Raw genomic sequence first — 12,601 nt, 5'->3', positions numbered from 1 at the left:
TTCGACAGCCATCCGCCTGGCCCGTGTGGGCAGTCGGTCAGAACTGGCGGCAGCGATACTGATGATGCTGGGTTATCCCTGCGTCATGATCGCCGCTCTTCTCCCCGATATCTGGTTCTTCGCGGCGGCCACGGCTGTCACGTACATCGCGGACTGGTACCTGCACCAGCGCGGCAGCTATCTGGTCAACAGGCTCGGGAAGGTGCGGGCGGGACTGTCCATCCGCTTCCTGCTCCGTCAGCTGATGATCATCCTGCTCCTGGCCCGGCTGGACCTCTCGCAGGAACCCCTCTTCTTCGCCGCTGTCGCGTGCTTCCTCCTCTTCTACGGCCTGCAGGCTCCGCACGGCGCGCTGACGACGCTGATCCGCCTGCGCCGCACCCTGCCGATCGTCACCCGGAACGTGGACCTGCACGCCGTCCGCATCCCGGACGGCCCGCCGCGGGCGCTGCTGCACCGGGCCAGCGAGAAGATGCTCCACCTGGACCTTCCCGCGGTGGTGGGCGTCCTGCTCGCGGCGGGCACGGGCGAGGACGTCATCGGCTACGCCGGTGCCGCCCTGACGCTGCTGCTGGCCCTCGGCTACAACGCGCTGCTCGTCCCGTACCTGCGCAAGAACCGGCAGGCGCCCTCGGCCCCCGCCGTGCTGAAGGCCCTGGACACCTGGCTGGGCGAGTACCAGCCGACCGTCGTGCTCTACTTCTCCGGCTCCAGCGAGTCCGCCTACCAGGGCAACATGTGGCTGGACACCATGGCGGCCGTCGAGGGACGCCCGCTGATCGTCATGCGTGAGCGCAACCTGGTGTCGCAGCTGGCGGACACGTCCGTCCCCGTGGTCTGCGTGCCGGCCGGCACCCACCTGATGAACATGGACCTCTCCACCGTCCGTGTGTGTCTGTATCCGGCCAACGTCGGCAAGAACATCCACATGCTGCGCGTCCCGACCATGAAGCACGTCTTCATCGGCCACGGTGACAGCGACAAGCTGGCCAGCGTCAACCCGTACTCCAAGGTGTACGACGAGGTGTGGACGGCCGGCCGTGCGGGCCGTGACCGCTACGCCCTCGCCGACGTCGGTATCCGCGACGAGGACATCGTCGAGGTCGGGCGGCCGCAGCTGGCACCGATCGAGAGCTCGACCGGCACCACGAAGAACCCCGTCCCGACCGTGCTGTACGCCCCCACCTGGGAGGGCTGGGACGACAACCCCGGCAACACGTCGCTGCTCCTGGCCGGCGAGAACATCATCCGCCGGCTGCTCAAGGCGGACAGCCCCGTCCGGGTCATCTACAAGCCGCACCCCTTCACCGGTATCCGCAGCGCCAAGGCCAAGGCCGTCAACGCGAGGATCAAGAACCTGATCACCACTGCCGCGCAGGCACGTGCCGCCGAACCCCGGTGGGTGAAGGAGGCCTCCGGCGCCGCCGCCGGGCACGCCGCGGCCAAGGCGGAGCTGGTCCGCATCGAGGCCCGTCTGGCGGAGCTGGCGAAGCCGGCCCGCGCCGGTGGCGACGAGTCGGTGGAATCGCGGGTCTCGCTCGCCGACCCGTCCCGCCAGGCCGAGATCTCCACCCTGCGGGCCGAGTGGAACGACGCCTACTGGCGCTCCTTCGGCTGGTGGGAGCACATGACGGTGACCGGCGCCCAGCCGAAGCTGTACGACTGCTTCAACCAGTCCGACGCCATGGTCTCGGACATCTCCAGCGTCGTGTCCGACTTCATCGCGAGCGGGAAGCCCTACGCGGTCACCGACTCGGCCGCGCTCGGCGCGGAGGAGTTCAAGCGCCAGAACACCGCGGTGCGGGCGGCCGTCATCCTCTCCAACGACGCCGCGGAGATCGACGACCTGCTGTCCGCAGTCGCCGATCCGGCTGCGGACCCGCTGGCCGAGGCACGTCACGAGCTGAAGACCTATCTGCTGGGCCCGGACGAGCCGACCTCCATGGAGCAGTTCAACGCCGCGGTCCAGGCCCTCACGGCCAAGGCCGAGGTGCGCAACGCGGGCGTCGCACAGCGCGTGGGCGGACAGCAGCCCCCCGCGCCCCTGCCCGACGCCGAGGCCGAGAGCAGCGGCGCGGGCGACGGCACGGCCGAGATCATCGCCGAGGCCGACGCGGCGGTCGACCCGGACGTGCCGACCGTGCCCGACGAGGACGCGGGAATCGGCGCGGGCCCCTCGGCCATCCGCTGACCGCGGGGCGCCCGGCCGGTGGCGGAACGTGACGAAGGCGGCCGGACGCGTAGGTGACGAGCAGGTGTGATCCAGCCGTCACCCAGTTGTTCGAAATTCGTCCGATTCTCGACGCAACCCATGCAGCGGCCCGTCCGTCTCCTCCTCAGGGAGGGGAACGTACGGGCCGTTCGGCGTGTCCGTGCCGGGAACGGGGCGTGTGCCGTCGTTCCATCGTTTCTCCTGATGAGTACGTTTTTGTATGAACCGGGGAGAGATGGGCACCACCACCGCACCAGATGTGACCGTGATCATCGGCGCCTACGAGGCGATGCCGTACCTGATCCGCTGCCTGGAATCCGTGGAGGCGCAGACGCTTCCGGCCGGCCGCATGGAGATCGTGGCCGTCGACGACGGATCGACCGACGGTACGGGGGAGTACCTGGAGGAGTTCGCCGCCCGGACCGCCATCGAGACGCGCGTCGTCCGCCAGGAGAACTCCGGAGGTCCCAGCGGCCCCCGCAACGTCGGCCTCGGCCTCGCCCGCGGCCGGTACGTCTTCTTCCTCGACGCGGACGACTACTTCGGCGAGGAAGCCCTGGAGCGGATGGTCGCGATGGGGGACCGGGCCGGCACCGATGTGGTGCTCGGCAAGGTGGTGGGCGTCAACAGGGGAGCGCCCAAGTCGATGTGGGCGCGGACCGAGGAGCGCGTCGACGTCCACCGGTCGAAGGTCATTTACACGCTCAGCGCACAGAAGCTCTTCCGGCGTGAACTGCTGGAACGTATCGGCCTGCGTTTCGACGAGGGGCTCAGGACCGGTGAGGACGCCCTCTTCACGATGGAGGCCTACCTGCGCGGCGCGGGCGTCTCCGTCATCGCCGACTACACCTGTTATCACCTCGTCGGCCGCGACGACGGCAAGCACGCCACCAAGCGGGGCAGTTACACTCTGCGCTTCGACTCGGCGGAAGCCATGATGGCGCTCATCCACAGGCTGGAACCGGCCGGGCCGAAGCGCGACCACCTCATGGTCAGGCCCTTCACGGTCGGGATGCTCCAGCAGTTCGGCCCCGGTCTCCTGAAGCAGCCGGCGGACGAGCAGCGCCACAAGATGGAACTCGCCGCCCCGCTGATGCGGACGTACTGGACGGACGGTGTGGCCCGCCGGATCAAGGTGGCCGAGCGGCTGCGGCTCGCCTGCGTCGCGCACGGCCGCCTCGACCTGCTGTCCGACGTCCTGACGTTCCTCCGGTCCAAGGAGGTCCCGGAGCTGGTCCGTTCGGAGAAGGGCGACAAGCTCTTCCTCGCGTATCCCCACTTCCGGGACGCGAGTGCCGGGCTCCGGGACTCCGACTACCAGGTCACCGTGCCCGACTGGCACGGCGGCGACCGGGTCAAGAGGCCGAAGCGCACGCCGTCGCCCGCACCGGAGCAGCCGTCCACCGTGCGGCGCGCCGTACGACGGCTGCGCAGGGAGATCCGTGGCTGGCGAGCGCGCCTGAGCGTCGGCTGAGGCCGGGACCGGCCGTCCGTAGCCCACACGCCGCACCGGGAGGGTCGTTCACGCCCTCCGGCGTGGCCTGGTGGACGAACTGCGGGCAACGCAGAGATAAACTCGCACAATATTCAAGGTCTTTTACAGGACCTACATATCATCATCGGGACAGGAACAACGTGAAGGCTCTCGTACTCTCCGGTGGGGCGGGCACCCGTCTGCGCCCCATCACGCACACGTCGGCCAAGCAACTGGTCCCGGTGGCGAACAAGCCGGTGCTCTTCTACGGGCTGGAAGCCATCGCGGAGGCCGGGATCACGGACGTCGGCATCATCGTCGGCGACACGGCACCGGAGATCCGGGAAGCGGTCGGCGACGGCTCCGCCCTCGGCATCGACGTCACGTACATCCCGCAGGACGAACCCCGTGGCCTCGCCCACGCCGTGCTCATCGCGCGCGACTTCCTGGGTGACGACGACTTCGTGATGTACCTCGGTGACAACTTCATCGTCGGCGGTATCGCCGGACTGGTCGAGGAGTTCCGCTCGGACCGGCCCGACGCCCAGATCCTGCTGACGAAGGTCCCGAACCCGACGGCCTTCGGCGTCGCCGAGCTCGACGCCGACGGACGGGTGTCCTCGCTCGAGGAGAAGCCGAAGGAACCGAAGAGCGATCTGGCACTCGTCGGCGTCTACCTCTTCACGCCGGCCGTCCACGAGGCCGTGCGTGCGATCGGGCCGTCCTGGCGCGGCGAGCTGGAGATCACCCACGCCATCCAGTGGCTGATCGACCAGCAGCGCGACGTCCGCTCCACGACCATCTCCGGGTACTGGAAGGACACCGGCAACGTCACCGACATGCTGGAGGTCAACCGCTCCGTCCTGGAGACCCTGAAGCCCTCCACGGAGGGAACGGTCGACGGGAGCAGCGAGATCATCGGACGGGTGCGGATCGAGGCGGGGGCCCGCGTCACCAGCAGCCGCATCGTCGGCCCGGTGATCATCGGAGCCGACGCGGTCATCAGCGACTCCTACGTCGGTCCGTTCACCTCGGTCTCGGAGGGATGCCGGATCGAGGACAGCGAGATCGAGTACTCCATCGTCCTGCGCGGCGCCTCCATCTCCGGCGTGCGCCGCGTCGAGGCGTCGCTCATCGGCCGGGACGTCGAAGTGACCCCCGCGCCCCGCAACCCCTCCGCCCACCGGCTCGTGCTCGGTGACCACAGCAAGGTGCAGATCTCTTCATGACGACCAACATCCTGGTGACCGGCGGGGCCGGATTCATCGGCTCCCACTACGTCCGTACCGTGCTGGGCCCCCAGGGGCCGGGTGACGTCGCCGTCACGGTCCTCGACAAGCTCACGTACGCGGGCAACCCGGCCAATCTCGACGAGGTCCGTGACCATCCGGGCTTCGCCTTCGTGCAGGGTGACATCTGTGACGCCGAGCTGGTCGGCAAGCTGATGGCCGAGCACGACCAGGTGGTGCACTTCGCCGCCGAGTCGCATGTGGACCGTTCCATCGACGGGGGCGCCGAGTTCGTCCGCACGAACGTCGTCGGTACGCACACCCTGATCCACGCCGCGCACCTGGCCGGCGTCAAGACCTTCGTGCACATCTCGACGGACGAGGTCTACGGGTCGATCGACGAGGGATCCTGGCCCGAGACGCACCCGCTGGAGCCCAACTCGCCGTACTCCTCGGCCAAGGCGTCCAGCGACCTCATCGCCCTGTCGTACCACCGCACGCACGGCCTCGACGTGCGGGTGACCCGCTGCTCCAACAACTACGGGCACCACCACTTCCCCGAGAAGGTCATCCCGCTCTTCGTCACGAACCTCCTGGACGGCGGGACGGTGCCGCTCTACGGCGACGGCGCCAACGTGCGCGACTGGCTGCACATCGACGACCACGTGCAGGGCATCGAGCTCGTCCGCACCAAGGGCCGTGCGGGCGAGGTCTACAACATCGGCGGTGGCACGGAGCTCTCCAACAAGGAGCTGACCGGGCTGCTCCTGGACGCCTGCGGCGCCGACTGGGAGACCAGCGTCACCTACGTCGAGGACCGCAAGGGTCACGACCGCCGCTACTCCGTCGACTGCACGAAGATCCGCGAGGAGCTCGGCTACGAGCCCCGGAAGGACTTCGCCACGGGCCTCGCCGAGACCGTGCAGTGGTACCGCGACAACCGCGCCTGGTGGGAGCCGCTCAAGGACCGGGCGGCACTGTAGGCCCGGCGGGGTACCGGCCCCGGCCGTCGAGCGGCGGGGAGCCGTCCGGCGGGGGCCCCGGGCCCCGGCTCCGCCCCACGCCGGGCCGGCGCGAGCGCGCCGGCCCGCGGTCATGCAACAGGCACAACGTAGAGACAGGATGCGGTATGAGCAGCAGCTGGTTGGTCACGGGCGCGGGCGGAATGCTCGGACAGGATGTCCTGGCCCGGCTGGCCCGGGACGGCGAGTCCACCGTGGGCCTGGACCGCAAGGCCCTGGACATCACCGATGCGGCGGATGTGCGCAGGGCCGTCGAGGAGCGCGACCCCGCCGTGATCGTCAACTGCGCCGCATGGACGGCGGTGGACGACGCCGAGGCCCAGGAGGCCGAGGCGCTGCGCATCAACGGCGACGGCCCGCGCCTCCTGGCCGAGATCTGCGCCGAGCGCGGAATCGTCCTGCTCCAGGTATCCACCGACTACGTGTTCGACGGGACGGCCGGGAAGCCCTACGGGGAGGACGCACCCACGGCGCCCCGCAGCGCGTACGGACGCACCAAGCTGGCCGGTGAGCAGGCGGTGCTCTCCCTGCTGCCCGGCACCGGATACGTCGTACGGACCGCCTGGCTCTACGGCGCGGGAGGAGGCAACTTCGCCCGCACGATGATCAAGCTCGAAGGCGTCAAGGACACGCTGGACGTCGTGGACGACCAGCTCGGGCAGCCCACCTGGACCGTCGACCTCGCCGACCGTCTCGTGCGTCTCGGGCAGGGAGCCCTGGCCGGAACGGCACCGGCCGGCGTCTACCACGGCACCAGCAGTGGCGAGACGACCTGGTTCGGCTACACGCGTGCCGTCTTCGAGCTGCTGGGTGCCGATCCGGAGCGTGTCCGCCCGACCACCAGCGCGGCTTTCGCCCGGCCGGCACCCCGCCCCGCGTACAGCGTTCTGGGGCACGATCGCTGGGCGTCGGCGGGCATCGAGCCCATCAGGGACTGGCGGGAGGCGCTCGCCGAGGCCTTTCCGGATCTGCGCGGGGCCCGATGACCTTCAGATGATTGCCGACGGTCGCCCGGACCCAGTAGGTTCAACGCCAATCGGGCCGGTCGACGCAAGGCGAAAGGGCTTTCGGCGCGCAGTCTGTTTCCGGGTCACGGGGGCCGGGCGAAACGGATCTGCACCCCTGGATTCCTGAACCGCACCTCGGCCGGACTTCGGGTGCCACATCCACCATCGTGACGCCTGAACAGTGTTCCGCACGCGGAAGGGGATCCGTACCATGGCAACACAGACGGCTGCAAAGAGGATGGTCAGGAAAATCGTCGGTGAGGCGGGGTGGAAGCAGCTGCGCCGCTACCGGAGGAAACTCGCGGGTACGCCCGCTCCCGCTCCCCGTCCTGCGGCGCCCGTAGGAATCGATGCGATCTCGGGCGACCTGTGCAAGCTCGCCAAGCATTTCAGGACGGACAAATGGGGGACCCACCGATATGCGCAGCACTACCAGCGCCACCTCCAGCATCTGAAGGATGACTCCATCAACCTGCTGGAGATCGGTGTGGGCGGTTACAGCAGGGCCGGCCAGGGCGGCGCTTCGCTGCGCATGTGGAAGCACTTCTTCCCGAACGCGAAAATCTACGGGATGGACATCCAGGACAAGTCGTTCGTCGACGAGGAGCGGATCACGACCTTCATCGGTGATCAGTCGGATCCCGGATCCCTCGTCGGTGTCGCCTCGAAGATCGGCACGCTGGACGTCATCATCGATGACGGAAGCCATCTCAGCCCGCACATCCTCACGACGTTCGAGACGCTCTTCCCGCTGCTCCGCGACGGCGGGATCTACGCGGTCGAGGACACGCAGACCTCGTACTGGCCGGAATGGCAGGGCAGCGAGGACCGCGAGGACCCGAAGACCAGTATGTCGATGCTGAAAAAGCTCGCCGACGGACTGAACTACGAAGAGTTCGTGGATGTCGACTACGAGCCGTCGTACACCGATCTCAACATTGTGGGCATGCACTTCTACCACAACCTGGTCATCATCGAGAAGGGTAAGAACGCCGAAGGCACGAACAAGGAGCGGGTGCTCAAGAAGCGCTACAGCCAGGAGAGCACCAAGCGCTGAATTCGTGTACCGGACGCCCGGCGTCCATTCATGGAGCCTGCCGGGCCCCGAAATTCTCCCGAGGGGTTTCGGGGTCCGGTGATCCGGAGGTCGCCGGGTCCCGCCGACCGGTCACCTGCTGTGTGCGGGCGATTACCGCACATCGCCTCGTGTAAGGCCTCTTCGCTCTCGATATATTCTGACCGGCGGGCGTTCCGGGTGGGCTACGGCGCCGATTCTCTCTGATAACCAAATGAGGTTCTGCATGTCCGTCAAGGTCAGCGTCGTCATTCCCGTGTACAACCCGGGTGAGTACATCGAGGACTGCATCTCCGCACTGTTGAGGCAGAGCCTCCCGGAGGACGAGTACGAGGCGATCTTCGTCGACGACGGCTCGACGGATGCCACCCCCGCCCGCCTGGACGAGATCGCCGCCGCGCACCCGAACATCCAGGTCATCCATCAGGAGTCGTCGGGCTGGTCGGGCAAGCCCCGCAACGTCGGGACCGCCGCCGCCCGGGGCGAGTACGTCATGTACGTCGACAACGACGACTGGCTCGGTGACGAGGCGCTGGAGCGGATGTACCGCTACGGGGTCGAGAACGAGGCCGACGTCGTCATCGGCAAGATGGCCGGCAAGGGCCGCCCGGTGCCGGTGGAGCTCTTCCGGGTCAACCGCCCCCGGGCCAGTGTCTCGAACGCCCCGCTGATGGACAGCCTGACCCCGCACAAGATGTTCCGCAGGGAGTTCCTGGAGAGCAACGGCATCAGGTTCCGTGAGGGACGCAGGCGCCTCGAGGACCATGTCTTCGTCGTGGAGACCTACCTCCGGGCCGCGAACATCTCCGTCCTCAGCGACTACCTGTGCTACTACCACATCAAGCGCGAGGACGCCTCGAACGCGGGTTTCCAGCGTTTCGACCCCGCCGGCTACTACGGGAACCTCCGCGAAGCGCTGGACATCGTCGAGAAGTACACGGAACCGGGCGCGCTCCGTGACAGCCTCTTCCGCCGCTGGCTGCGCAACGAGATGGTCGAGCGGCTGCGTGGCAAGCGGCTGCTGAGCCTTCCCGAGGACTACCGCCAGGAGATCTTCACCGCGATCCGGGGCGTGGTCACCGAGCGCTTCGGGCCGGGCGTCGCGGCCGGCATGCAGCCCACCCAGCAGATAGTCGCGGCCCTCGTCGTGGACGACCGCCTGGCCGACATCGAGGAGCTGGCGCGCTGGGAGGCGGATATCAGGCCCACGGGGCGCCTCGAGAGCCTCGGCTGGGACGGCGGTTCGCTGAAGGTCGGCTTCACCGCCGAGTACCAGGTGTCGGACACCCCGATGACCTTCCGCTCGGAAGGCGGCGAGGACCTGCTCGACCCGCCGCTCGCCGCGGAGACACTGGCCACCGTCGCCGGTCTCGGCGTGAGCACCCTGGCGCCCGTGGACAAGTCCAAGGTCGACCTGGTCGTGCGGGAACGTTCCACCGCCGCGGAGTTCTTCCAGCCCGTCGAGTTCACGAGGGAGCGCGTCCCGGTCGAGGGCGGCACCACGTTCCGGCAGGAGCTGCGGGCCGTCGCGACGATCGATCCGGAGACCGCCGCCAACGGCGCACCCCTCGGCACGGGCATCTGGGACATCCTCGTCCGGATCAGTTCCTGCGGATGGGTGAAGGAGGCCCGGCTGGGTTCGACGCGCTCCGACGACGTCGAGAAGGGACGGCTCGGCGCTCTGAGCGGCACCCCCCACCGGGTGGTCCTGCCCTACTGGACCGAGCCGCACGGCAACCTCTCCCTCGACGTCGACCTCGCCACCAGCCGCATCGACCGGGACGTGCGGGTGCTCGCCCCGGCGGACGTCCAGCTCGGCGGCGGACGCGTCGAGCTCCCGCTGCCCGTCGTCGCGGACACCGCCGCGGACGCCGGGACGGTCGCCCTGCGCTTCAAGGCGGCGGGTGTCCCGGCGGTCCGTACCGAAGGTGTGCTCACCGAGGGTCCGGCGGGCACCGTCCTCACCGCGGAACTGCCCGGCGGACTGCTGCCGGGACACACCTGGGACATGGGTCTGGGCCTGCCGTCGGCACGGCGCGGCAAGCCGCGGTGGACCTCCCTCCCCACCGCCCTCCTGATCGCGGCCGACGGCACCGTCACCGTGGGAGCGGCCGGTACCCCGAGTGCGGCGCCGGCCCCCGTCGTGGTGCCCGTCCCCGCCGCCAGGAAGAAGAAGAGCTTCCCCAGCCGCGTAGCGGGCCGGCTCAAGCGCGGCCTGTTCGGCTGAGGGGCCGTCCGCCAGGACCACCGGCCGCTCCCGGCGCCTGGCGGACGCGTTCCGGGAGCACGGAAACGTCAGTCGAGAAAGAAGCAGAAAAGTATGCGACCTCTGTCCATCGAAGGCGCCTGGGTTCACGAGCCGAAGGTGTTCCCCGACGACCGCGGCAGCTTCCACGAGTGGTTCCGTGGCGCGGACTTCCGTACCGCCACGGGGCAGGACCTCAGCCTCGTCCAGGCGAACTGCTCGGTGTCCAGGCGTGGCACGCTGCGTGGCATCCACTACGCGGACGTACCGCCGAGCCAGGCGAAGTACGTCAAGTGCGTCCGGGGCGAGGTCCTCGACGTCATCGTCGACATCCGTGTCGGCTCCCCGACGTACAAGCAGTGGGAGATCGTGCGGCTCGACGACGTGGACCACCACGCCGTGTACCTCTCCGAAGGGCTGGGCCACGCCTTCTTCGCCCTGAGCGACGACGCCACCGTGGTGTACCTCTGCTCCGAGGGGTACGCCCCCGAGCGGGAGCACGGCATCAACCCGCTCGACCCCGGGCTCGCCATCACCTGGCCCGAGGGCATCACCCCTCTGCTCTCCCCGAAGGACGAGCAGGCCCCGACCCTGGCCGAGGCGGAGGAGCAGGGTCTGCTGCCCCGGTACGAGGACTGCGTGTCCTTCAGGGGAGAGCTGCGCGCACGCTGACCGGGCGAGGCGTGGGGCGGCCGCCGCGCCGCCCCACGCCCCGGGCGGTCCCTCAGGGCCAGGCCCGGGGCACGCGCGGGGCGGCGGGAGCGCCGGCTACTGCTCCGGTCGCAGCAGCCTGCGGACCGGGCGCCCCACCACGCGCCGGGCGCGCCGGTAGGCGGACGGCCACGCGGTCGCTCCGTCGCCGCCCTGGAGCTTGATGTTGATCGCGCGGCCGTTCTTCCCCTCGAGCTGGCTGAGCAGGAGCGCGTTCTGTTCGGCGAGCTCCTCCATCCGGCTCTTCATGAAGCTGAAACGGCTGCTCATCTCATCGGGGTCGGTCCCGGTCCACGGGCGGACGGCGGCCGGCAGGGCGCGCTTGGAGAGCAGCGCGTCGAACGCCTTGCCGCTGTCGCCGTGGTGGAACGTGTTCTCCAGGCCGTTCTTCTCCATGAAGCCGGTGAAGCGGAGGAACCGCTCCTTGTGGCCGTTGACCAGGTCGCCGAAGTCCGCCGCCTCGTACAGCTCGGCGGGGTCGATGTTCCTGGGCGTCTCGGAGATCTTGCGGTGCGGGATGCCGAAGTACCGGCAGAGCTCCAGCGTCCGCGAGTCGCTGCAGAGCACGGTGCTCGGGACCCCGGCCAGCAGCGCCGCGATGTTGCCGTGGATGCGGGAGCCGAACGAGAAGTCGAACGCGCGCAGCTCCTCGATCCACGTGGCCGGGTCGATGTACAGCCGGACCTTGCCCTCGCGGTACATCGGGTGCGACGGGTGGGTCGGCATCGAGGTCTGGGCGCCGATCGGGTTCGACGTCTCCCGCCAGTGGAGCAGCTCGGCCTCGAGGAGGTTCTGCCCGACGAACCGGAGATGCGGGTAGCGCTCGTGGGCCCGGCGGATGATGGCGTCGAGGCCGTGCGAACGGACGGCGCTGTGCGAGCCGTTCACCGAGATGCGGGACTCCGCGGTGAGCGACTCGGACTTCTTCTCGAGCGTGAACGTCTCGCCGTTCATGAACATGGACGGGCAGCCGATGACCTCGACGTCCCGGAAGCCCATGTTCTTCAGGTACTGCTCGGTGAACTCTCCCCGCACGCCGATGGACGCGCTGCGGTTGAGCACCTCTGTGACGAATTCCCTGACCGTCGGCTCCATGGGCTTCAGCCGGGCCGCGTCGTACTTGAGGTCGGCCTGCGCGCCGACACCCAGGACGACGACGGGAATACGCAGCTTCTTGATCAGCTGCGTCATCCGCTTCAGGGGCCGCTCGAAGGTCGGACGGAACGCGTTCGCCAGCGGAACGACGAACGCGTCGAACTCCTCGTTTATGCGGTCGGCCGCCGACGGATCCGTGCGGATGCCGTTGGAGAAGACCTCGGCCCGCGGAGTCGTCAGAATCTTGTGCGCCGCGTCACTGAAGATCAGGTTGCCCGCGTTGGTCGCGAAGACATCTCTGTGGAGGGACTGTTCGAGCGAAGCCACATCGAAGGGGCTTTTGCCTGATCTGAGGAGAATGCGCTTCTTGCGGGTCGGTTCATCTGTCACATAAAAGAGGGTAGCCCGATGAACGGCTCGTGGAGATTACGTAAATGACTCCATTCGGGCGCATGTCGGTCAGTCGCCCACCACGGTCCTTCCGTGCCGCCGGCGCGTGCCGGACCGGGTCGTGACAGCAGCTGAGACGGC

At 68.7% G+C, this 12,601-nt stretch carries 9 protein-coding genes; 8 read left to right on the top strand and 1 reads right to left on the bottom strand.

From position 1 onward, the window contains the following. Window positions 1-85: 85 nt before the first annotated feature. From OG488_RS12610 to rfbC, 8 genes are all read left to right on the top strand, one after another. Window positions 86-2,191 carry a hypothetical protein gene (locus tag OG488_RS12610; RefSeq protein ID WP_329228797.1) on the top strand — a complete coding sequence of 702 codons (2,106 nt, stop codon included), beginning with the start codon at window positions 86-88 and terminating at the stop codon, window positions 2,189-2,191. Window positions 2,192-2,447: 256 nt separating this feature from the next. Continuing rightward, a complete protein-coding gene (locus tag OG488_RS12605; protein ID WP_329228796.1) occupies window positions 2,448-3,686 on the top strand; it encodes a glycosyltransferase family 2 protein in 1,239 nt (412 codons plus the stop codon). A gap of 161 nt (window positions 3,687-3,847) precedes the next feature. Continuing rightward, window positions 3,848-4,915, top strand: coding sequence for a glucose-1-phosphate thymidylyltransferase (locus tag OG488_RS12600; RefSeq protein ID WP_329228794.1), 1,068 nt, complete (start codon window positions 3,848-3,850; stop codon window positions 4,913-4,915). Continuing rightward, window positions 4,912-5,898 (top strand): dTDP-glucose 4,6-dehydratase, encoded by a 987-nt coding sequence (rfbB, locus tag OG488_RS12595; RefSeq protein WP_329228791.1) that lies wholly within the window; start codon window positions 4,912-4,914, stop codon window positions 5,896-5,898. Before OG488_RS12600 ends, rfbB begins: the two co-directional genes overlap by 4 nt. Before the next feature lie 146 nt (window positions 5,899-6,044). Beyond that, window positions 6,045-6,923, top strand: coding sequence for a dTDP-4-dehydrorhamnose reductase (gene rfbD, locus OG488_RS12590; protein ID WP_329228789.1), 879 nt, complete (start codon window positions 6,045-6,047; stop codon window positions 6,921-6,923). Between the two features lie 232 nt (window positions 6,924-7,155). After that, the gene (locus OG488_RS12585; protein WP_329228787.1) at window positions 7,156-8,001 is read left to right on the top strand and encodes a hypothetical protein; all 846 of its coding nucleotides are present in this window, start codon (window positions 7,156-7,158) and stop codon (window positions 7,999-8,001) included. A 244-nt stretch (window positions 8,002-8,245) separates the two neighbouring features. Further along, window positions 8,246-10,246 carry a glycosyltransferase family 2 protein gene (locus OG488_RS12580; RefSeq protein WP_329228785.1) on the top strand — a complete coding sequence of 667 codons (2,001 nt, stop codon included), beginning with the start codon at window positions 8,246-8,248 and terminating at the stop codon, window positions 10,244-10,246. Window positions 10,247-10,339: 93 nt separating this feature from the next. Then, complete coding sequence (rfbC, locus tag OG488_RS12575) at window positions 10,340-10,936, top strand: dTDP-4-dehydrorhamnose 3,5-epimerase (RefSeq protein WP_329228783.1); 597 nt, start codon at window positions 10,340-10,342, stop codon at window positions 10,934-10,936. Between the two features lie 96 nt (window positions 10,937-11,032). Here the strand turns inward: rfbC and OG488_RS12570 are convergent, their stop codons facing one another. Continuing rightward, window positions 11,033-12,460 (bottom strand): polysaccharide pyruvyl transferase family protein, encoded by a 1,428-nt coding sequence (locus tag OG488_RS12570; RefSeq protein ID WP_329228781.1) that lies wholly within the window; start codon window positions 12,458-12,460, stop codon window positions 11,033-11,035. Between the last annotated feature and the right edge of the window lie 141 nt (window positions 12,461-12,601).

Origin of the sequence: Streptomyces sp. NBC_01460 (assembly GCF_036227405.1) — a bacterium.
Lineage (GTDB): Bacteria > Actinomycetota > Actinomycetes > Streptomycetales > Streptomycetaceae > Streptomyces.
The sequence above is the reverse complement of the archived record's forward strand: the minus strand, read 5'-3'. Positions and strand labels throughout refer to the sequence as shown.

Coding starts and splice junctions, on each gene's coding strand:
- rfbB (WP_329228791.1), top strand. CDS start 4,912: ATGACGACCAACATCCTGGTGACCGGCGGGGCCGGATTCATCGGCTCC.
- rfbC (WP_329228783.1), top strand. CDS start 10,340: ATGCGACCTCTGTCCATCGAAGGCGCCTGGGTTCACGAGCCGAAGGTG.
- OG488_RS12585 (WP_329228787.1), top strand. CDS start 7,156: ATGGCAACACAGACGGCTGCAAAGAGGATGGTCAGGAAAATCGTCGGT.
- OG488_RS12610 (WP_329228797.1), top strand. CDS start 86: ATGATCGCCGCTCTTCTCCCCGATATCTGGTTCTTCGCGGCGGCCACG.
- OG488_RS12605 (WP_329228796.1), top strand. CDS start 2,448: ATGGGCACCACCACCGCACCAGATGTGACCGTGATCATCGGCGCCTAC.
- OG488_RS12580 (WP_329228785.1), top strand. CDS start 8,246: ATGTCCGTCAAGGTCAGCGTCGTCATTCCCGTGTACAACCCGGGTGAG.
- rfbD (WP_329228789.1), top strand. CDS start 6,045: ATGAGCAGCAGCTGGTTGGTCACGGGCGCGGGCGGAATGCTCGGACAG.